This is a genomic window from Acinetobacter sp. KH_038 (assembly GCF_057839405.1).
Window position 1 is genome coordinate 2,710,409 of record NZ_CM174489.1, and the last position, 18,929, is coordinate 2,729,337.

General features: G+C 45.3%; 25 protein-coding genes and 2 pseudogenes. 6 read left to right on the top strand and 21 right to left on the bottom strand.

The genetic code is table 11. The features are described from left to right. The 19 genes and pseudogenes from rplR to AC3IT7_RS12940 all read right to left on the bottom strand — a co-directional run bounded on the left by rplR (position 1) and on the right by AC3IT7_RS12940 (position 9,020). Entirely contained in the window at positions 1-351 is a 351-nt protein-coding gene (rplR, locus tag AC3IT7_RS12850; protein ID WP_004281497.1) for a 50S ribosomal protein L18, read from the bottom strand. 14 nt (positions 352-365) lie between these two features. Further along, on the bottom strand, positions 366-899 hold the full coding sequence (rplF, locus tag AC3IT7_RS12855) for a 50S ribosomal protein L6 (RefSeq protein ID WP_004281498.1): 534 nt from the start codon (positions 897-899) through the stop codon (positions 366-368). Positions 900-912: 13 nt separating this feature from the next. Then, positions 913-1,308: a 30S ribosomal protein S8 gene (rpsH, locus tag AC3IT7_RS12860; protein ID WP_005094144.1), complete on the bottom strand. Its 396-nt coding sequence runs from the start codon at positions 1,306-1,308 to the stop codon at positions 913-915. A 12-nt stretch (positions 1,309-1,320) separates the two neighbouring features. After that, positions 1,321-1,626, bottom strand: coding sequence for a 30S ribosomal protein S14 (gene rpsN / locus AC3IT7_RS12865; RefSeq protein WP_004281500.1), 306 nt, complete (start codon positions 1,624-1,626; stop codon positions 1,321-1,323). A gap of 9 nt (positions 1,627-1,635) precedes the next feature. After that, positions 1,636-2,172 carry a 50S ribosomal protein L5 gene (gene rplE, locus AC3IT7_RS12870; protein ID WP_005094146.1) on the bottom strand — a complete coding sequence of 179 codons (537 nt, stop codon included), beginning with the start codon at positions 2,170-2,172 and terminating at the stop codon, positions 1,636-1,638. A gap of 16 nt (positions 2,173-2,188) precedes the next feature. Continuing rightward, positions 2,189-2,506, bottom strand: a complete 318-nt coding sequence (rplX, locus tag AC3IT7_RS12875; RefSeq protein ID WP_004281502.1) for a 50S ribosomal protein L24 — start codon at positions 2,504-2,506, stop codon at positions 2,189-2,191. Positions 2,507-2,515: 9 nt separating this feature from the next. After that, positions 2,516-2,884, bottom strand: a complete 369-nt coding sequence (rplN, locus tag AC3IT7_RS12880) for a 50S ribosomal protein L14 (protein ID WP_004281503.1) — start codon at positions 2,882-2,884, stop codon at positions 2,516-2,518. A 91-nt stretch (positions 2,885-2,975) separates the two neighbouring features. Continuing rightward, positions 2,976-3,233: a 30S ribosomal protein S17 gene (rpsQ, locus tag AC3IT7_RS12885; protein ID WP_004281504.1), complete on the bottom strand. Its 258-nt coding sequence runs from the start codon at positions 3,231-3,233 to the stop codon at positions 2,976-2,978. Next, positions 3,230-3,427, bottom strand: coding sequence for a 50S ribosomal protein L29 (gene rpmC, locus AC3IT7_RS12890; RefSeq protein ID WP_004281505.1), 198 nt, complete (start codon positions 3,425-3,427; stop codon positions 3,230-3,232). Before rpmC ends, rpsQ begins: the two co-directional genes overlap by 4 nt. After that, complete coding sequence (gene rplP, locus AC3IT7_RS12895; protein ID WP_067731185.1) at positions 3,427-3,840, bottom strand: 50S ribosomal protein L16; 414 nt, start codon at positions 3,838-3,840, stop codon at positions 3,427-3,429. The genes rpmC and rplP overlap by 1 nt, the downstream gene beginning before the upstream one ends. Beyond that, a pseudogene (gene rpsC, locus AC3IT7_RS12900) lies at positions 3,780-4,596 on the bottom strand (30S ribosomal protein S3). The gene rplP and the pseudogene rpsC overlap by 61 nt, the downstream one beginning before the upstream one ends. 1 nt (position 4,597) lies before the next feature. After that, the gene (gene rplV, locus AC3IT7_RS12905; RefSeq protein WP_001982638.1) at positions 4,598-4,927 is read right to left on the bottom strand and encodes a 50S ribosomal protein L22; all 330 of its coding nucleotides are present in this window, start codon (positions 4,925-4,927) and stop codon (positions 4,598-4,600) included. Between the two features lie 11 nt (positions 4,928-4,938). Continuing rightward, the gene (rpsS, locus tag AC3IT7_RS12910; RefSeq protein WP_004281508.1) at positions 4,939-5,214 is read right to left on the bottom strand and encodes a 30S ribosomal protein S19; all 276 of its coding nucleotides are present in this window, start codon (positions 5,212-5,214) and stop codon (positions 4,939-4,941) included. Between the two features lie 19 nt (positions 5,215-5,233). Then, positions 5,234-6,058, bottom strand: a complete 825-nt coding sequence (gene rplB, locus AC3IT7_RS12915) for a 50S ribosomal protein L2 (protein ID WP_475654608.1) — start codon at positions 6,056-6,058, stop codon at positions 5,234-5,236. 11 nt (positions 6,059-6,069) lie between these two features. Continuing rightward, a complete protein-coding gene (gene rplW / locus AC3IT7_RS12920; RefSeq protein WP_004281510.1) occupies positions 6,070-6,390 on the bottom strand; it encodes a 50S ribosomal protein L23 in 321 nt (106 codons plus the stop codon). Next, a complete protein-coding gene (gene rplD / locus AC3IT7_RS12925) occupies positions 6,387-6,989 on the bottom strand; it encodes a 50S ribosomal protein L4 (RefSeq protein ID WP_005094150.1) in 603 nt (200 codons plus the stop codon). Before rplD ends, rplW begins: the two co-directional genes overlap by 4 nt. A gap of 11 nt (positions 6,990-7,000) precedes the next feature. Beyond that, positions 7,001-7,639, bottom strand: a complete 639-nt coding sequence (rplC, locus tag AC3IT7_RS12930; protein ID WP_005094152.1) for a 50S ribosomal protein L3 — start codon at positions 7,637-7,639, stop codon at positions 7,001-7,003. 60 nt (positions 7,640-7,699) lie between these two features. Continuing rightward, positions 7,700-8,011 carry a 30S ribosomal protein S10 gene (rpsJ, locus tag AC3IT7_RS12935; RefSeq protein WP_000070912.1) on the bottom strand — a complete coding sequence of 104 codons (312 nt, stop codon included), beginning with the start codon at positions 8,009-8,011 and terminating at the stop codon, positions 7,700-7,702. 247 nt (positions 8,012-8,258) lie between these two features. Further along, on the bottom strand, positions 8,259-9,020 hold the full coding sequence (locus AC3IT7_RS12940; protein WP_489248718.1) for a type 1 glutamine amidotransferase: 762 nt from the start codon (positions 9,018-9,020) through the stop codon (positions 8,259-8,261). Positions 9,021-9,183: 163 nt separating this feature from the next. On the opposite strand from AC3IT7_RS12940, the gene AC3IT7_RS12945 reads away from it, so the two are divergent. The 5 genes and pseudogenes from AC3IT7_RS12945 to AC3IT7_RS12965 all read left to right on the top strand — a co-directional run bounded on the left by AC3IT7_RS12945 (position 9,184) and on the right by AC3IT7_RS12965 (position 13,761). After that, positions 9,184-10,389, top strand: coding sequence for a PLP-dependent transferase (locus AC3IT7_RS12945; RefSeq protein WP_489248719.1), 1,206 nt, complete (start codon positions 9,184-9,186; stop codon positions 10,387-10,389). Between the two features lie 358 nt (positions 10,390-10,747). Continuing rightward, positions 10,748-11,509 carry a globin domain-containing protein gene (locus AC3IT7_RS12950; protein WP_489248720.1) on the top strand — a complete coding sequence of 254 codons (762 nt, stop codon included), beginning with the start codon at positions 10,748-10,750 and terminating at the stop codon, positions 11,507-11,509. A gap of 100 nt (positions 11,510-11,609) precedes the next feature. After that, positions 11,610-12,050: an RrF2 family transcriptional regulator gene (locus AC3IT7_RS12955; protein WP_489248721.1), complete on the top strand. Its 441-nt coding sequence runs from the start codon at positions 11,610-11,612 to the stop codon at positions 12,048-12,050. Positions 12,051-12,155: 105 nt separating this feature from the next. Next, a pseudogene (gene yihA / locus AC3IT7_RS12960) lies at positions 12,156-12,932 on the top strand (ribosome biogenesis GTP-binding protein YihA/YsxC); the annotation flags it as partial. Between the two features lie 409 nt (positions 12,933-13,341). Further along, the gene (locus AC3IT7_RS12965) at positions 13,342-13,761 is read left to right on the top strand and encodes a VOC family protein (protein ID WP_489248722.1); all 420 of its coding nucleotides are present in this window, start codon (positions 13,342-13,344) and stop codon (positions 13,759-13,761) included. On the opposite strand, the gene AC3IT7_RS12970 is transcribed toward AC3IT7_RS12965, so the two are convergent. Beyond that, positions 13,758-14,996, bottom strand: a complete 1,239-nt coding sequence (locus AC3IT7_RS12970) for a dicarboxylate/amino acid:cation symporter (RefSeq protein WP_489248723.1) — start codon at positions 14,994-14,996, stop codon at positions 13,758-13,760. The genes AC3IT7_RS12965 and AC3IT7_RS12970 overlap by 4 nt on opposite strands. A gap of 176 nt (positions 14,997-15,172) precedes the next feature. Continuing rightward, complete coding sequence (locus AC3IT7_RS12975; protein ID WP_475654616.1) at positions 15,173-16,045, bottom strand: acyl-CoA thioesterase; 873 nt, start codon at positions 16,043-16,045, stop codon at positions 15,173-15,175. Between the two features lie 284 nt (positions 16,046-16,329). Between AC3IT7_RS12975 and plsB the strand changes: the two genes are divergently transcribed. Then, positions 16,330-18,897 (top strand): glycerol-3-phosphate 1-O-acyltransferase PlsB, encoded by a 2,568-nt coding sequence (plsB, locus tag AC3IT7_RS12980; RefSeq protein WP_489248724.1) that lies wholly within the window; start codon positions 16,330-16,332, stop codon positions 18,895-18,897. The last annotated feature ends 32 nt before the right edge of the window (positions 18,898-18,929 follow it).

Below are 18,929 nucleotides of genomic sequence, written 5' to 3' on the forward strand. Positions count from 1 at the left end.
TTAGAACTCCAAGCCGTTTTCACGAGCAGCATCAGCCAAGGCTTTGATACGACCATGATATTTAAAACCAGAACGGTCAAATGCAACTTTAGTAACACCAGCTGCTTTAGCGCGTTCTGCGATTAAAGCACCTACTTTCTGAGCTGCTTCAACGTTACCAGTTGTACCTGCACGTAGAGTAGCGTCTAAAGTAGAAGCTTGCGCTAATACTTTGCCACCATCTGCAGAGATAACTTGAGCATAGATGTGACGCGGAGTGCGGTTTACACACAAACGAGTCGCACCCAATGCACGGATGTGCAAGCGTGTGCTTTTCGCACGACGCAAACGGGATTGTTTCTTTTCGTTCATAAGAACCTCGCGCCTTATTTCTTCTTAGCTTCTTTACGAAGTACAACTTCGTCAGAATAACGAACACCTTTGCCTTTATACGGCTCTGGTGGACGGTAACCACGGATATCTGCAGCAACCTGACCTAAAGCTGCTTTATCAGCAGACTTAAGCACGATTTCAGTTGCAGTCGGAGTTTCAGCAGTTACACCTGCAGGAAGTGCATAATCGATCGGGTGAGAGAAACCAAGGTTAAGATGAACAACGTCACCTTTAACCGCAGCTTTATAACCAACACCGATAAGCTGTAACTTACGTTCGAAACCTTCGCTAACACCTTTTACAAGGTTGTTTAGCACAGCGCGAGCAGTACCAGCTTGCATCCAAGCGTCTTTCGACTCTTGTACTGGAGCAATAGCTAGAATACCGTCTTCCTGTTTAAGCTCGACCAGCGCATGCAGGTTGAAAGACAATGTACCTTTAGTGCCTTTCACTTCGACCTGCCGGCCGTTCTGAGTAACTGTTACACCATTCGGTACAGTTACTGGGGCTTTAGCCACACGAGACATGAGGAATCACCTATTAAGAAACAAAAGCAATAACTTCACCACCAACGCCTGCAGCACGTGCAGCGCGATCAGTCATGATGCCTTTGCTTGTAGAAACAATTGCAATACCTAAACCTTGCTTAACGCTTGGAAGTGCATCTTTACCGCGATACTGACGTAGACCTGGACGGCTTACGCGTTTCACAGTGTCAATCACTGGTTTGCCTTCAAAATATTTTAACGTAATTGTTAAAGTTGGTTTGCCTTCAGCTTCCGCAACTTCTACGTTAGAAATGTAACCTTCTTGTTGAAGTAAGTTAGCAATTGCAACCTTCAACTTAGAATTAGGCATAGAAACAGTTTGTTTCTTTGCCATTTGTGCGTTACGAACACGTGTTAGCATGTCGGCAACGGTATCTTGCATACTCATTTATAGTGCTCCTTACCAGCTTGCCTTAACAACGCCAGGTACATCACCTTGCATTACTGTTTCACGTAATTTGTTACGGCTTAAGCCGAACTTACGGAAGTAACCATGAGGACGACCAGTTAAACCACAACGGTTACGTAGACGTACTGGAGATGCATTACGTGGTAATGCCTGTAATTTCATCATCGCTTCGAAACGTTCTTCATCTGATGCATTTACGTTGGCAATCGTAGCTTTTAATTCAGCACGTTTTGCAGCGTATTTAGCAACAGTAGCTTCGCGTTTCGCTTCGCGATTAATCATACCTTTCTTAGCCATATCGACCTCTTATTTGAACGGGAAGCCGAATGCACGCATTAGCGCACGGCCTTCGTCATCGGTGCGAGCAGTCGTAGTAATGGTAATATCCATACCACGAATACGATCAATCTTGTCAAAATCGATTTCAGGGAACATGATCTGTTCCTTAAGACCCATTGAGTAGTTACCACGACCGTCAAATGATTTCGCTGAGAAACCACGGAAGTCACGGATACGAGGGATCGCAATCGAGATCAAACGGTCTAAGAATTCGTACATACGTTCGCCGCGTAAAGTAACTTTACAACCGATCGGCCAACCATCACGGATTTTGAAACCAGCGATTGATTTGCGAGCTAACGTAAGTACTGGTTTTTGACCAGCAATAGCTTGCATATCTGAAAGAGCACCATCAAGGAGTTTTTTGTCAGCAGCAGCTGCGCCAACACCCATGTTGATCGTGATTTTAGTGATGCGAGGAATCTCCATCACATTCTTAACGCCTAAAGTCTCTAGTAACTGAGCTTTAAGTTCGTCATTGTAACGTGTTTTAAGTCTGGCCATGGCCTATATCAACCTATTACTTCGCTACCGCCACTGATTCACCATTTGATTTGAATACGCGAGTTTTCACGCCATCAATCACTTGGTAACCAACACGGTCAGCCTTTTGGGTTGTAGCATTAAAAACTGCCACGTTTGAAATATGAAGCGAAGCTTCCTGAGTTACAACGCTACCTTCAGCGCCTGTAGCACGGTTCGGCTTTTGGTGCTTCTTCACCAAGTTAAGGCCTTCAACCTTAACACGGTCATTAGAAACAGACAGAACAGTACCCTGTTTGCCTTTTTCTTTACCTGCGATCACAATTACTTGATCGCCTTTTTTAATCTTAGCCATGATCGCCTCTTATAGAACTTCAGGAGCCAATGAAATAATTTTCATGAACTGTTCAGTACGAAGTTCACGAGTCACTGGTCCGAAAATACGAGTTGCAATCGGCGCTTTGTTGTTGTTCAAAATAACAGCAGCGTTATCGTCGAAACGAATCACTGAACCGTCTGCACGACGGATACCGAATTTTGTACGAACCACAACTGCATTCATCACGTCACCTTTTTTAACACGTGCGCGTGGAATTGCTTCTTTTACAGTAACTTTAATAATGTCGCCAACAGAAGCATAACGACGATGCGAGCCACCAAGTACTTTAATACATTGTACGCGGCGTGCACCACTGTTGTCTGCTACGTCGAGCATAGTTTCGGTCTGAATCATTGCCCTACTCCAAAACCGAGCAACACCGGTCGAAATTTCGAAAGGCTCAAAGAGTACTCGAAATTGACCGATGATGCAACAAGAACGTTAATTACTCAGCAGCTGCTTCAACAACTTCAACTAGAGTCCAAGACTTAGTTTTAGAAATTGGGCGGCTTTCTTTAATGGTTACAACATCACCAGCTTTCGCTGTGTTGTTCTCATCATGAGCATGTAATTTTGTTGAACGGCGGATTAATTTGCCATACAACGGGTGTTGAACTTGGCGTTCAATAAGAACAACGATAGATTTATCCATCTTGTCGCTTACAACTTTGCCAGTTAACGTGCGGACTGTTTTATCACTCATTGTCCGTTCCCCTGTTTTTCGGTAAGGAGGGTCTTAATACGAGCAATTGTCTGACGAGTAAGTGCAACTTCATGCGATTTACCCAATTGACCAGTTGCTTTCGCCATACGAAGACGGAATTGGTTAAGCTGTTGCTCATCAAGCAAAGCTGTCAACTCTTCTACCGACTTTTCACGTAGATCTTTAGTTTTCATTACATTACCGTCCGAGTCACGATAGCGGTTTTAAACGGAAGCTTAGCTGCTGCAAGCGTAAACGCTTCGCGAGCCAATTCTTCGTTAACACCATCAATTTCGTACAAGACTTTACCTGGTTTGATTTGGCAAACCCAATATTCCACAGAACCTTTACCTTTACCCATACGCACTTCAAGAGGCTTAGAAGTAATCGGTTTGTCCGGGAATACACGGATAAAGATCTTACCACCACGCTTAATACGACGGCTAATTGTACGACGCGCTGCTTCAATTTGACGCGCAGTCATTTGACCACGTTCAATTGATTTAAGTGCAATAGTACCGAAAGATACTGTGCTACCGCGGTGTGCTAGACCAGTGTTACGGCCTTTCTGCACTTTACGGAATTTAGTACGCTTAGGTTGCAACATGGATTATTCTCCTTTTTCAGCAGAACGATCATTGCGACGACCACGACGCTCTTGACCTTCACCACGACCACGACCGCGTTTAGCTGGACGTTCTTCTGCTGGAGCTGGGTTCATGACTTGTTTCATGCCGCCCAAGATCTCACCACGGAAGATCCAAACTTTAACACCGATCGTACCGTAAGTAGTCTCAGCACGCATAGTCGCATAGTCGATATCTGCACGAAGCGTATGTAAAGGTACACGACCTTCACGATACCACTCAGTACGAGCAATCTCAGCACCACCTAAACGGCCTGAAACTTCTACTTTGATACCTTTAGCACCAGCACGCATGGTGTTTTGTACCGCACGCTTCATAGCACGACGGAACATTACACGTTTTTCCAATTGAGAAGCAATTGCTTCAGCAACTAGACGCGCGTCTAAGTCTGGACGATCAATTTCATTGATACTTACTTGCGCAGGAACACCCATGATAGATGTTAATTCGCGTTGTAGTTTCTCAATATCTTCGCCTTTTTTACCGATAACGATACCAGGACGAGCAGTGCTAATAGTTACTTTAGCAGCGCCTGTAGGACGTTCGATAAGAATATTGCTGATCATCGCGTTTTTAAGTTTTTTGATTAAAAACTCACGAACTTGAAGATCTTTAAGCAAGTATTCAGCGTATTGTTTCGGATTCGCATACCAGTTAGCGTTATGACGTTTCACAACACCTAGGCGGATACCGATTGGATGAACCTTCTGACCCATATCAAACCCCTACCTTAACGGTGATGTGACAAGTACGCTTAGTAATACGATCTGCACGGCCTTTAGCACGTGGCATAATACGTTTCAGGCTCATGCCTTCATCAACGTAGATCGTAGAAACTTTAAGGTCGTCTACATCTAAACTGTTATTGTGTTCAGCGTTTGCAATCGCAGATTCCAACGCTTTCTTAACCAGAACTGCAGCTTTTTTGTTGCTGAAGTTAAGGATGTTAAGAGCGTGCGCAACAGATTTGCCGCGGATAAGATCTGCAACCAAACGAGCTTTTTGTGCCGAGATAGCGGCACCGCGTAATTTAGCAGTTACTTCCATCATAGCACCCATTAACGTTTAGATTTCTTGTCAACACCGTGACCGCGATAGGTACGAGTTGGTGCAAATTCACCAAGCTTGTGACCAACCATGTGTTCAGAAACGATCACAGGAACGTGGTTACGGCCATTGTGTACAGAAATTGTTAAACCAACAAAATCCGGTAGGATCATCGAACGACGCGACCAAGTTTTGATCGGCTTACGGTTATTAGCCGCGATAGCCGCTTCAACCTTAGCGAACAAGTGCGCATCGACGAATGGGCCTTTTTTCAGAGAACGAGGCATTGTCAGATTCCTTTACTTGTTACTTAACGCGACGGTCGCGAATGATCATCTTAGTCGTACGCTTATTGGTACGTGTCTTGTACCCTTTAGCTTTTTGACCCCATGGGCTTACAGGTTGAATACCTTTATTACGCCCTTCACCACCACCGTGCGGGTGATCAACCGGGTTCATCGCCATACCACGAACGGTAGGACGAACACCACGCCAGCGCGATGCACCAGCTTTACCCAGTGAACGAAGGTTGCTTTCTGAGTTAGATACTTCACCTAACACAGCGCGGCATTCAACGTGAATTTTACGCATCTCGCCTGAACGTAGACGAACGATAGCGTAAGAACCGTCACGACCCAACAGCTGAACTGAAGTACCAGCTGAACGAGCAATCTGCGCGCCTTTACCGATTTTAAGTTCGATGTTGTGAAGAGTAGAACCGATTGGCATGTTGCGAAGCGGCAAGCAGTTACCTGGACGAATTGGAGCATCGTTACCAGACTGTACTTTATCGCCAGCGCGAAGGCCTTTAGGCGCAATGATATAACGACGTTCACCATCAGCATACAATACAAGTGCAATGTGTGCAGTACGGTTAGGATCGTATTCAATACGCTCTACAGTTGCAGGAATACCATCTTTGTTACGTTTGAAGTCAACTAGACGATAGTGCTGCTTGTGACCGCCACCAACGTGACGAGTCGTGATGTGACCGTTGTTGTTACGGCCGCCAGTACGTTTTTTAGCTTCCACCAACGGAGAGTACGGTGCGCCTTTGTGAAGGTGACTATGAACCACTTTCTCTACAAAGCGACGTCCTGGAGACGTTGGCTTACATTTTTGAATAGGCATAATTCTCGTCCTTATTCCGCTGTGCTTTCAGCGGTATCGCCCAAGTCAGCCATTTCTACATCTTGGCCAGCTTTCAGGGTGACGTATGCTTTTTTAACATCAGAACGACGTCCTAATGTTTTACCAAAGCGTTTAGACTTACCTTTAGTAATAGTCGTGTTAACTTTAACAACTTCCACACCAAAGAGTTGTTCCACTGCTTTTTTGATTTCAAGCTTGTTTGCATTTAATGCAACTTTAAACACTTGAACACCAGCAGTTTCACCTAAAACTTGTGCTTTTTCTGAGAATACAGGTCCTTGCAGGACTTGATAGATACGTTCGTTGTTCATCCGAGTTCTACCTCAATTTTCTTAGCAGCAGCTACAGACATAACAACTTTGTCGAACGCAATCAAGCTAACCGGATCAATTGCAGCAGCATCAACCACATCTACGTGTGGAATGTTGCGCGCAGCAAGATACAGGTTCTCATCAACAGCATCAGTAACGATTAATGCACGAGTTGCATTCAAGTCGTTAAGCTTTGCAAGCAATTCTTTAGTTTTTGGCGCTGCAACAGCAAACTCATCAACTAAAATTAGGCGATCTTGACGAACAAGTTCAGCCATGATGCATTGCATAGCACCGCGGTACATTTTACGGTTTACTTTTTGAGACCAGTCTTGTGGACGAGCAGCAAAAGTTTTACCACCGCCAACCCAGATTGGGCTACGAATAGAACCAGCACGAGCGCGGCCAGTACCTTTTTGACGGAACGGCTTGCGACCACCGCCAGAAACGTCTGCACGTGATTTCTGAGCTTTTGAACCTTGACGGCCACCAGCTAAATAAGCTGTAACCACTTGGTGAACAAGAGCTTCATTAAATTCACGACCGAACGCAACTTCTGATAATTCAACAGCAGAGCCGGAAACAGTATTTAAATTCACGTTATTTCCCCTCAGGCCTTGATCGTAGGACGAACGATGACGTCGCCACCAGTAGCACCAGGAACCGCGCCTTTCACAACAAGAACTGAACGTTCTGTGTCGATAGCAACGATTTCAAGACCCTGTGTAGTTACGCGTTCAGCACCTAAATGGCCAGCCATTTTTTTGCCTTTGAATACGCGACCAGGAGTCTGGTTTTGACCAGTAGAACCTAAAACACGGTGAGAAAGTGAGTTACCGTGAGTTGCATCTTGCGTACGGAAGTTCCAACGCTTAACACCACCTTGGAAACCTTTACCTTTAGATTGACCAGTTACGTCAACAACTTGACCAACCTGGAACAATTCAACGGTAAGCGTACCACCAACTTCACGACCTTCAAGATCAGCTTCTGTAGCGCGGAATTCTTGAACCAGACGACCAGCAGCAACACCCGCTTTCGCGAAGTGGCCTTTCTGAGCGTTAGTTACGCGAGATTCGCGACGTTCACCAGTAGTGATTTGAATCGCTTGATAACCATCAGTTTCAAGCGTTTTGATTTGAGTGATGCGGTTAGGATCAACCTCAATCACTGTAACAGGCACAGAAACACCAGCATCTGTAAAGATACGTGTCATACCGCACTTGCGACCGACTAAACCAATAGCCATGTGCATAAACCTCTAAAAAAGCGGCCTAATTAACTTAGAGTGTTAATTAACCCGAAAGCCTTAACCCAATGCGATCTGAACATCAACACCAGCTGCAAGATCTAACTTCATCAATGCATCTACAGTTTTGTCTGTAGGTTGAACGATGTCGATCAAACGCTTGTAAGTACGGATTTCGTACTGGTCACGCGCGTCTTTGTTTACATGCGGTGATGTTAAAACGTTAAAACGTTCAATGCGTGTTGGCATTGGAATTGGACCACACACTTGTGCGCCAGTACGTTTTGCGGTTTCTACGATTTCTTGAGCTGATTGATCAATTAAACGATGATCAAAAGACTTAAGACGGATACGAATTCTCTGGTTAGACATACCAGTAAACTCCAAGCCAAATATATAAAGAATCACTCTTGACGCATCTCACCCCACTTTAATATGGGTAAGTGTCAAGAGCAGTGAAATATCACTAAGGTCGTGATCGATGCCACAACTGTAACGATAGTTAACTACTTTATTCGCAGTTAACCCCCTTCCTATCGAAGGGTCGCTTATTATAGCCATTGTTTAATGCATAAGCAAATCTCTTTTATGGTTTTCTCCAAGTTTTCACTTCTTGCTCTTAAAACAAGAGTTTATTTTCTGAATGCACAGCCGTTTTCGCCAGGACATATTCTATAGCTCGATTTAACATCTGATTTCCTTCAATAAATTTATTTTTATTGGTTTTTTTTAATTCAGACAGATCTTGCACATATTTTCCTGAAAATTGCCCCAGCTCCTCTTCATTCTCTAAAAATAAAGACAAGGTTTCCGGAGTAATCTCTGGATGAAACTGAAAACCCAGTACATTTTTGCCCAACTGGTACATCTGATTGCGGCAGGCTTCACTTTCTGCCAGATGCACCGCACCTTTAGGTAATTCAAAGGTTTCACTATGCCATTGCAGAACATTAAATTGTTCCGGCAATCGAAAACACTCTTTGGGAGGATGAGCAATTTTACGTACCGTGGTCCACCCCAGTTCCTGTTCCGGATTACGACTCACCCCCGCCCCCAAGGCATTGGCAATCAATTGCCCGCCCAGACATAAACCGATCGCCGGCTTGCCGTGGGACAGATAGCGACGTAACCAGCGTTTCTCTATCTTTAACCAGGGAAAATTTGCCTCATCATTGACGCTCATCGGTCCGCCCATGATGATCAGCAAATCCACCTCTTCAACCGCAGGCAATGCTTCAATATCCAAAGGACGATCCAGAGGTAAAGCAAAAAATTCGGTCGCGCTAATGTGCGCCTTGTGCTGCTTTAAAAACTCATAACAACTACCGTAGCCTTCAGCAGCAATATGCTGAAAATAATGCACTTTTAAATGCGACTTCATGTTCCTCAACCTATTTTTTTAGCTATATGGTTTTAGGTTTTGCAAAAATGAAGCCAACTATTTCCAAGACTTCATCTTTTTAAACAATTCACTACCTAACTGGCAGTGCGTCACGGATTCTCTTAAGCTAGGGTAATATTTGATTACATTTAAGAGCATTCACGTGAAAAAAAACTCTCAAACCGCCCTCATTCATGCACCACGAAAAGCCCCTCAATATATTTCTACGGTTCAACCTCCTCTGTTTCGTGCATCCACGATTATTTTTGAGAATACGGATGCACTATTTAATCGCCACTGGAGCGATGCTTATGACTATAGCTATGGCACCCATGGGACACCGACCACATTTACCTTAGCGGACAATATTGCCCAGATTGAAGGTGGTGAGTACTGTTTACTTGCCCCGAGCGGTTTATCCGCGATCAATCTGGTGAATTCATGTTTTTTAAGTCAGGGCGATGAAGTCTGGGTTGCCGATAATATTTATGGCCCAAATATGGAACATCTACGCAATCTGGAAAAGCGTTATGGCATATCAGTTAAAGTTTATAACCCTGTTGATGTCGAAACGTTCCAACCTTCAGAAAAAGCCAAACTGATCTGGCTGGAAGCAGCAGGCTCTGTGACTTTAGAGTTCCCAGATCTAACCGCTCTAGTCAAAAAAGCCAAAGCACACAATATCTTGACGGCGCTGGATAATACCTGGGGTGCAGGCTTGGCCTTTAATGCTTTTGATTTTGGCGAGGAACATTTAAGTGTCGATATCACCGTGCATGCTTTAACTAAATATCCAAGCGGTGGTGGTGACATCCTGATGGGTTCAGTGGTGACACGTGACCAAGCCTTACATCACAAACTGTTCCGTATGCACGCGCTTCAGGGCATAAGTGTTTCTGGTGATGATGTGGCACAGGTGCAGCGTAGCCTGGCTTCAATGCAACTGCGTTATCAGCATCAGTCACAAAGTGCGCTCAGTTTAGTTAAATGGCTCAAACAGCAAGTCGCCTTCGTACAGGTGCTACACCCTGCTGATCCAGACAGTGCAGGCCATGAATACTGGAAGGAGGTTTGCAAGGAGAATCATAGCGCAGGTTTAGTCAGTGTAATTTTCAATGCTGAATATGGTCTGGAAGATATCCGTCGATTTTGTGATGCACTCACACTGTTTAAATTAGGCTTTAGCTGGGGTGGCCCGGTCAGCCTGGTCATGCTGTACAATTTAAAAGACATGCGTGTATTGGCCCATTCCCATTTGAAAGAGGGCTTTCTGGTTCGCTTCTGTATTGGACTGGAACAGCCTGAAGATTTGATCCAAGACATTCAATCTGCCTTGGAACAGATTAAAAAGCCTACAAATCAAGCATAAAGAATAATGCTTTGTGCCCCTGGCTGTATTACTAAAACACTCCCTCGCAAGAGCTGGTTTTGTATTTGCAGTCTGCCTATCAGCATGGCCTGCTTGCTGGGGAAAGACCTCGCAAGCAATTTTAGCAAAAGTGCCGCTCATCGTCTGGGTAGAGATGGGTTTCAAAAAAAAACACCTTGCCTATTAGGCCCAATTCGGGCAATCCAACTGTTTTTTATCCGATCATGATGGCGAGTTTTATTGGATATTTTTATATCCCATAATTTTTTTAAGGTTTTATCATCTGCAGGGATTGTCAAGCCGATTTAAAAGATGTAATTTAAATACATCTTTTAAAAACCACCTGTAGATGGCTCTCATGACTCCACAACATATTGAACTTGTACAAGCCACTGTTCCTGTCTTACGTGAAAACGGCGTAGCACTGACCACTTATTTTTATAACCGCATGTTGAACAATCATCCAGAGTTGAAAAATACCTTCAACATGGATCACCAAAGTACTGGCCGTCAACCGCGCGCCCTGGCTGCTGCAGTACTGGCTTATGCCGAAAACATTACCAATCCAAGTGTTTTGGCCAAAGCTGTAGAACGCATTACCACCAAACATGTCAGTCTGGATATCCAGCCAGATCAATATGCCATTGTCGGTGAGAACCTGCTGCACTCGATCAGTGAAGTATTGGACGTACCAATGGACTCAGACCTGATTGCAGCCTGGAAAGAAGCCTATATGCAACTGGCAGATATCCTGATTGGGGTAGAGAAATCCAAATATGCAGCTTTGGCATCTGAAACAGGTGGCTGGGCGGGCTGGCGCGAATTTGAAGTGACCGCAGTCAATGATACTGATGCAGGCAAAACCTTCACCCTTAAAGCCAAAGATGGTGCAGCAATTGCACCTGCTGAAGCGGGTGAGCACATTTCAGTACGTGTACAGGTACCTGAACAGGATATTCGCCAACCGCAACAGTTCAGCTTTGACAATACGCAACATGATCAATATCAAATTAACGTGAAAGCGGAAGAAAACCCAACTGCATTCTCGGTTGCACACACCTTGATCAACCATTATCAGGTGGGTGATGTGGTCGAAGTTTCTGCACCATTAAAGCTTTAATTCTAAACATGGTTTAGACTAGTATTACATTTTTATTAAAAGCTCCGTTTTCGGAGCTTTTAATGCTCCACTCCTTCACTTGGTTTTTGCTGCCCATTCTATGCAACTCAATAAATTCACCGACTATGCGCTGCGAATCCTGATGTATGTCGCACAGCCACGTGATCTGCCCTATACCATTGCAGAACTTGCCGAGCGCTTGCAGGTTTCGCAGAACCATGCCATGAAAATTGTACATTTTATGGCAAAGCAGGACTGGCTGATTACAACCCGGGGTAAAGGTGGCGGGATCCGTTTAAATCCATCCAGCTTAAAGCTTCAGCTGGGACAGATTGTGCGGGTTTTGCAACGTGACAGCAATGTGGTGGAATGCAATAGTCCCCCTTGTGTATTACGTCCGACATGCGGATTAAAAGGCATCCTGGATGATGCCGTGGAACAGTTTTATAGCAGCCTGGACCAATATGTGCTGAAAGATGTCATTGCCCCACGTAATCCACGTTTAAGTAGCCATTCTCCGATCAGCCTGGTCAATCTCTGATTTATTTCTGGTCAGCCCTCATGACTTATTCTTGCGGCAAAGTTCGCTTGCCTGTGCGACTTCCTTTATAATGTTTCTTTGTAGATCATTTATTGAAGTTGAGTTATGCACCACAGCAGAGGAAAATCCAAAAACAGTAAGACAGCCCATGCACCCAAGCAAAAGATCAGCTATGCGAAAAAAGTTGATTCTGCCATTACTGAATATTCTGTGCGCTCACTCAACTGGCTACGCAAAGCCGAATTTTTAATGAGTGCACCAAAACTCAGTCTTTGTGTAGAAGATACTGGCTATGAAATTGCCTTTGCCGGCCGTTCCAATGCAGGCAAATCCAGTGCGATTAATGCCCTGACCAACCAAAAGCAGTTGGCACGTGCATCGAAAAGACCTGGTCGTACCCAGATGATCAACTTTTTCAGCCTGGGTAATCCGGATCAGCGTCTGGTCGATTTACCGGGGTATGGCTATGCTGCCGTACCTGAAGCCATGAAAATTGTTTGGCAAAAAGAACTGGAAAACTATCTGATTCATCGTCAAAGCTTACAAGGCTTGGTGCTGTTGATGGATATCCGCCATCCACTGCAACATTTCGATGTGATGATGCTGGAATGGGCTTATTCACGTCATTTGTTTGTACATGTGCTTTTGACCAAATCAGATAAGCTGAACCGTGGCCCTGCCTCGAAAGCACTTCAGGAAGTCAAAGCCGCATTGAAAAAAATGAAACTGGACTTCTCCATTCAACTGTTCTCCTCCATGAACAAAGAAGGTCTGGAAGAACTGGCCAGTGTTATGGGCGGACGTCTGAATTTCACCCTGGATCAAGCGACTCAATTTGATTTAGACAGCATTCCGGAAGTATCGGCTCATGACCTGAATGAGTTCGATGAACCGCTTGAAATAGCTGAATTCGACTCCGAATCTGCTGTAGCGACTAGCGACGATGTTTCGGCGCATGATTTAAATGAGGCTGAAGAACCACTGGAACTGCTGGAGCAGGATCAGTCAGAGCTTAAGGCCGCAGATGAGCTGAACCAGAATCAACGATCAGCTGAATAATCAAATAACAAAATATTTGATTAATTGATTTAAATGAGAAACCTCCGTTATGCCGCATAACGGAGGTTTTTTTACAGGCTAATTTTCGCTAGATCATACAGTGCTACTGATAACAGCAGCAGTTTGTTGAGATGCTGCACTGTATTTACATGAACACTGTATTTCTGCTGAATGGCCGAATCTCGATTCATATTAGAATAAATCTTGTTCAACTGTAGATCAGGAAAACATTATGAAACCCTCTATCTCTGTCATCACTCTGGCGGTACAGGATCTAGAGCAAGCATTGCAATTTTATTGTGAAGGTTTAGGTTTTAGCAGTGATGGAATTATTGGTCAGGAATTTGAGTATGGAGCGGTGGCTTTTATTCAACTGCAATCCGGCCTTCAGCTTGCCTTATGGCCACAGCGTAGCCTGCAGCAAGATACCGGTCTTGCCTTGAGTCCGATCTGCCCCACGCAAATGGCACTGGGGCATCATGTATTTAGCCCCTTAGAGGTTGACCAGATCATGACGCTGGCTGAACGTGCGAGCGCTCAAATCATCAAAGCTGCACATACGACTTTTTATGGCGGATATGCAGGTTATTTTCAGGATCCCGATGGTCATCTCTGGGAAATTTTCTGGAATCCTGGCTTAGAGCAGAACTAAACCGAACTTTCGGGTTCACGGGTATGTCGGTCTACCACCACACTGATCATCATATCGCCCTGCACATTGACCACGGTACGTACCGTATCGAGTAAACGGTCAATCGGCAACAGAATCGCAATTGCTTCTGCCGGCAAACCCACCGATTGCAAGACCATGATCATGGTGACCATACCGGCGCTTGGAATCCCAGGTGCACCCAAAGAGGCAATCATCGCCGTGGCACATACCACCAGCTGTTGTCCCAGACTCAGATCCAGTCCCATTAAATTGGCGATAAATAAGGCGGCGGCGGCCTCATAAAGAGCTGTACCATCCATATTCAATTGCGTTCCCAATGGAATCACAAAACCTGCCGTATGCGGACGCACACCCAGATTTTCCTGCGCACATTTCATGGACAGTGGCATGGTGGCCGAACTGGAACTGGTGGCAAATGCGGTGATTAAAGCTGCCCGCGTACCTTTAAAAAAGGTGATCGGATCCATTTTGCCAAAAATCCACAACAATACAGGCAAGACCACAATGCCATGAAAAATTGTGGTGCCGGTGACTACCGCAGCAAACTCAGCCAGACGACTGAGAACCGAAATATCCTCGGTTGCGATCAGCTTGGCCAGCAAGGCAAAAATACCGAAAGGTGCCAGCTTCATGACCCAGCCAATCATCAACATCATGATTTCAAAAAACTGGTGACTGAGTTTGCGCACAGTACGGAATTTATCTCCACCTGCGACCAGTGCTACACCGACAAATAAGGCAAAGACCACCACCGCCAGGACATTGCCATCTGCAAATGCTTTAAACGGATTGATCAAGGTATTTTGAATAAAGTTGGTAAAAAATGAGGACGGTGTCAGTGTATCCGGAGTCTGATGCTGTGCCATGGCATCTTGGAACATCAGTACATCGACGCCCTTGCCGACATTAAACAGATGCGCACAGGCCAACCCTAAAATGAGTGCCAGAGTGGTCGTGGTCACGCAGCACATCAGGGTGATTTTCCAGGTACGACTCAACTGTCCACCGGCCTGCAGATTGGATACGCCGACCACAATCGAGCTGAAAATCAGCGGAACCAACAGCATTTTGAGTAAGCCGATAAAGATACTGCTGACAATTCCGATGCCATACAAGCTGACATCAAAAAATGAGGTCTGCGGAAATACAGTCAGTAAAAATCCAAACAGCACCCCCAATACGGCGGCAATTAAAATTTGCGTATTTAAGCTCATCTTTTCATGCATTTTAATATTGATCTTAAGCGGCACTATGCCATGCCGATTCTGCAGAATCGAGTAGTATTTTATAAACGCGTGCTTGGCACAGGGCGTCAAATCATGATTTTTCTGTAGATTAAAAATAAAAAAACCGAATCTGGGATTCGGCTTTCTGAGCAAGCATATAAAAATTATTGGGTTTCGATTTCACGCAAGCGGATCAGACCTTCCTGGGTGGTACTACAAACCAGTTCACCATTCTGCCACATCCGGCCAAAGTTCAGACCGCGTGAGCTGGCGCTTTGCGTCGCTTCCATGTCATACAGCATCCATTCATCAGCACGAAATGGCTTATGGAAATACATGGCATGGTCAATACTGGCACATTGCAGGCTTGGCGAAATATAGCTCAGACCATGTGGACGCAGTGCAGTCGTCATCAAAGTAAAGTCTGAATAAAAAGCGGCAATGGCCTGATGTAATGAAACCTGATCTACCTCGGCTGGAATACGGTCATGGGTGCGGATATAGTGCGCATAAGACGGCGCTTCCGGCTGAGGCTGGAACGGATTTTGCGGATTAATCGGGCGGATCTCGACGTGACGATCACGGGTGAAAGATGCACGGACATTTTCCGGAATAAACTCAATCATTTGTTTGATCAGTTCTGCTTCATTTTTCAGGCTTTCTGCTGGCGGATATTCAGGTTCAGAAATCTGGTAATTCAAACCTTCTTCTGGCTCTGCAAAAGACACCATACACATGAAAATGGTCCGGCCATGCTGAATCGCACGAACCTGACGGCTGATAAAGCTTTTACCGTCACGGATACGTTCTACTTCATAAATAATAGGTGCATTGACATCACCCCCAAACAGGAAATAGGCATGTAATGAATGTGCAGGACGGTCTGTTGTATAAGACGCAGCGCGCAGTGCCTGCCCCAGAACCTGACCGCCGAACACGCGCTTGCCTACCAGATTACGGCTGATTCCCCGGAAAATGTTTTCTTCTAACTTTTCTAAGCTGAGCAGCTCGACCAGTTCCTGTGTTAAGGCATTCATAAGCAACCTACGTAATATTGGAGATATCCCAAAATGGAAAAACAGATCTAAATAACGAATATGGAATATTCTGCCACAAAATCAGACCGAAACTCTAAAGATTGCATGACTGTTCTGTCATACTGATGGCATAAGTGACTAGGAAAAGCATCTGCTTTCACGCTAAAATTAAAGCACTTCTGTTGAAGTTGTTAAAAAAAGATATATGGTTTCACTTTAGAAACCCGCAAAATAAATCCCCCTCAGAAGTCCTGTGGTTTTGGTCAGTAAAATTAGGAGCAGCTATGTCCAAGAATGGCTTTGGTCAAATGTATCGCAAGCTTTCAAGTAAGCTACTTGATCTTGTGGTTACCCCTCATGTTCTTGGGGAAGTACCAAGTGAAGTGACAGCACCTGAATCTGATCAGACCGCAGCAGAATCGCACAAGCTGGTCTGCTACGTCTTACAGAATCATTCGCGCAGTAATGCACTGGTGGTCGATGCCGAAACTCGCCGTCTGAAGTTAGCCCCTGCCCTTGATCCGATGCAGATCGGCAACAGCAAAGAAAAAGCATCCGTACTGTTCCTGCAGCATCATGATGAAAACAACCTGCTGAGTTCACCTCCGCATGCATTTCCACCGCGCCTATTACGCCTGATTGAAATCCTGGAGCAGCACCCTGAGCTGGATGTCGAACTGGTACCGGTGACCGTGCTTTGGGGACGTGAACCGGAAAAAGAAGACTCCTGGTTTAAACTGCTGTTTACCGATACCTGGTCTACACCAAGTCGGGTCAAGCAACTGGTCAATATCGGCCTGCATGGTCGTCAGTCTTATTTAGAGTTTCATGAGCCACAGTCGTTACGTGCCATGATTGACTATGCCAAAGAAACGCATCCAAATTCAGCGCCGGCGACTTATATTGTCAGCACTTTAAATGACTATCTGGATGGTCAGCGCGAAGTGATTCTCGGGCCGGATCTGTCTGACCGTCGCAATGTCATGCATGGCTTGATCAAATCGCCGGATGTACAGGCAGCTATTCGCAATGACAGCATTCGCAGTAAAATTTCCATGCTGGAATCCGAACGTCGTGCCATTGGCTATCTGAACGAAATCGTTTCCGATTATTCTCACTCGACTGTACGCTTTGCCGACAAAGCCCTGACCCGCTTATGGACGCAACTGTATGACGGCGTGGAAGTGCATAACTTCAGTACCGTGCGGGAACTGGCCAAGGATTACGAGATTGTCTATACCCCATGTCACCGTAGCCACATCGACTATTTATTATTGTCTTATGTGATCTATCGTCGTGGTCTGATGGTGCCTTATATCGCTGCGGGCGATAACCTGAATATGCCTTTTGTCGGGCAGATTTTACGTGGTGGCGGTGCCTTCTTTATTCGCCGTACTTTCCGTGGCAATGCACTGTACACTACGGTATTTAAAGAATATCTGTATAGCGTGCTATCACGTAACACCCCGCTGGAATACTTTATTGAAGGCGGTCGTTCACGTACCGGTCGTTTGCTGCCACCTAAAACGGGCATGCTGGCAATGACCGTACATGGCCATTTACGTGGCAAGTCCAAGCCGATTGTTTTTGTTCCGACCTATATTGGCTATGAACGCCTGATGGAAGGCGGCACCTATGTCGGTGAGATGAGCGGCAAGCCGAAAGAAGCAGAATCGATTTTCGGGATTGTAAAAACCCTGCGCAAAATTGAACGTATTTTTGGCAAGGTGCATCTGAACTTCGGTGAGCCGGTCTTTCTGGATGACATCCTGAAACAGCATGGCGCAGAAAACATTAAAATTGAAAAGAACGATGATCCGATTCCGCAAGCTGTTTCTGATGCGGTAAACAGCTCTGCACAGGCAATTCTGGAAAATATCAACCGTGCGGTGGTGATCAATCCGGTATCCCTGTTGTCGCTGATCCTGCTGGCAACGCCAAAACATACCCTGGATGAAGAAATCTGTATCAAGCAGCTGGATACCTATCGTACCCTGCTGGCAGCATTACCCTATGATGAACGGATGGAAGTTACTCCGCTGTCCGGCAAAGAAATTATTGCCTATGCGATGAAACTGAAACTGATCAAGCGGGTAAAACATGTGCTGGGCGATATTATTGCCATTGAAGATAATCAGGCAGTGTTGCTGACCTATTTCCGCAACAATATCGTACATTCCTTTGTACTTCCGTCGTTAATTGCAGCCCTGGCCGAACACAATGGCACGATCCGCCGTCATGATGTGGTCAATATCAGCAGTACCCTGTATCCATTCTTGAAAGCAGAGCTGTTTTTAAAATGGCGTGAAGATGAGATTCAGGATCAGGTCAATGCGCATATCGACAACCTGATTTATGCCAAACTGATTGCTGAGGATGGCGAAAACCTGGTTGCTCCGGCACCAAATAGCGAAGCGCATCATCAGCTGGAAGTACTGGCTGCACCGGTGACCCAAAGTCTGGAACGTTATTACATGACTCTGGCCCTGATTACCCAGCGTGGTTCAGGCAATATTTCAACCCGTCAGGTTGAAGAATTGAGTTATTTGGTGGGTCAGCGTCTGTCTGTGCTGTACGAGTTCAATTCGCCAGAATTCTTCGATAAAGCCCTGTTCCAGAGTTTTATCAAAGTCTTGACCCAAAAAGGTTATCTGTGTACCAATGAAGACAATGCCATTGTCTTTGATGAGCAGCTGACCAACGTGGCGCAATATGCCGATCTGGTACTGGATGAAGTGAAACTGCAGATGCTGCATCACATCACCGCCTTTACCGATGACGAGCTGAAAGAAGCCCTGGATGCAGTAGCGGCGGAACAAGCCAAGAAACGCGCCAAGCGCAAGAAGAAGTAAGTTTTAGGTAAAGCTAAAGAGAGGTTGAGACC

Bases quoted from the DNA above. Each gene is read 5' to 3' on its own strand.
- rplR (WP_004281497.1), bottom strand. From the start codon at position 351: ATGAACGAAAAGAAACAATCCCGTTTGCGTCGTGCGAAAAGCACACGC.
- rplF (WP_004281498.1), bottom strand. From the start codon at position 899: ATGTCTCGTGTGGCTAAAGCCCCAGTAACTGTACCGAATGGTGTAACA.
- rpsH (WP_005094144.1), bottom strand. From the start codon at position 1,308: ATGAGTATGCAAGATACCGTTGCCGACATGCTAACACGTGTTCGTAAC.
- rpsN (WP_004281500.1), bottom strand. From the start codon at position 1,626: ATGGCTAAGAAAGGTATGATTAATCGCGAAGCGAAACGCGAAGCTACT.
- rplE (WP_005094146.1), bottom strand. From the start codon at position 2,172: ATGGCCAGACTTAAAACACGTTACAATGACGAACTTAAAGCTCAGTTA.
- rplX (WP_004281502.1), bottom strand. From the start codon at position 2,506: ATGGCTAAGATTAAAAAAGGCGATCAAGTAATTGTGATCGCAGGTAAA.
- rplN (WP_004281503.1), bottom strand. From the start codon at position 2,884: ATGATTCAGACCGAAACTATGCTCGACGTAGCAGACAACAGTGGTGCA.
- rpsQ (WP_004281504.1), bottom strand. From the start codon at position 3,233: ATGAGTGATAAAACAGTCCGCACGTTAACTGGCAAAGTTGTAAGCGAC.
- rpmC (WP_004281505.1), bottom strand. From the start codon at position 3,427: ATGAAAACTAAAGATCTACGTGAAAAGTCGGTAGAAGAGTTGACAGCT.
- rplP (WP_067731185.1), bottom strand. From the start codon at position 3,840: ATGTTGCAACCTAAGCGTACTAAATTCCGTAAAGTGCAGAAAGGCCGT.
- rplV (WP_001982638.1), bottom strand. From the start codon at position 4,927: ATGGAAGTAACTGCTAAATTACGCGGTGCCGCTATCTCGGCACAAAAA.
- rpsS (WP_004281508.1), bottom strand. From the start codon at position 5,214: ATGCCTCGTTCTCTGAAAAAAGGCCCATTCGTCGATGCGCACTTGTTC.
- rplB (WP_475654608.1), bottom strand. From the start codon at position 6,058: ATGCCTATTCAAAAATGTAAGCCAACGTCTCCAGGACGTCGCTTTGTA.
- rplW (WP_004281510.1), bottom strand. From the start codon at position 6,390: ATGAACAACGAACGTATCTATCAAGTCCTGCAAGGACCTGTATTCTCA.
- rplC (WP_005094152.1), bottom strand. From the start codon at position 7,639: ATGGCTATTGGTTTAGTCGGTCGCAAGTGCGGTATGACACGTATCTTT.
- rpsJ (WP_000070912.1), bottom strand. From the start codon at position 8,011: ATGTCTAACCAGAGAATTCGTATCCGTCTTAAGTCTTTTGATCATCGT.
- AC3IT7_RS12940 (WP_489248718.1), bottom strand. From the start codon at position 9,020: ATGAAGTCGCATTTAAAAGTGCATTATTTTCAGCATATTGCTGCTGAA.
- AC3IT7_RS12950 (WP_489248720.1), top strand. From the start codon at position 10,748: ATGACTCCACAACATATTGAACTTGTACAAGCCACTGTTCCTGTCTTA.
- AC3IT7_RS12955 (WP_489248721.1), top strand. From the start codon at position 11,610: ATGCAACTCAATAAATTCACCGACTATGCGCTGCGAATCCTGATGTAT.
- AC3IT7_RS12965 (WP_489248722.1), top strand. From the start codon at position 13,342: ATGAAACCCTCTATCTCTGTCATCACTCTGGCGGTACAGGATCTAGAG.
- AC3IT7_RS12970 (WP_489248723.1), bottom strand. From the start codon at position 14,996: ATGAGCTTAAATACGCAAATTTTAATTGCCGCCGTATTGGGGGTGCTG.
- AC3IT7_RS12975 (WP_475654616.1), bottom strand. From the start codon at position 16,045: ATGAATGCCTTAACACAGGAACTGGTCGAGCTGCTCAGCTTAGAAAAG.
- plsB (WP_489248724.1), top strand. From the start codon at position 16,330: ATGTCCAAGAATGGCTTTGGTCAAATGTATCGCAAGCTTTCAAGTAAG.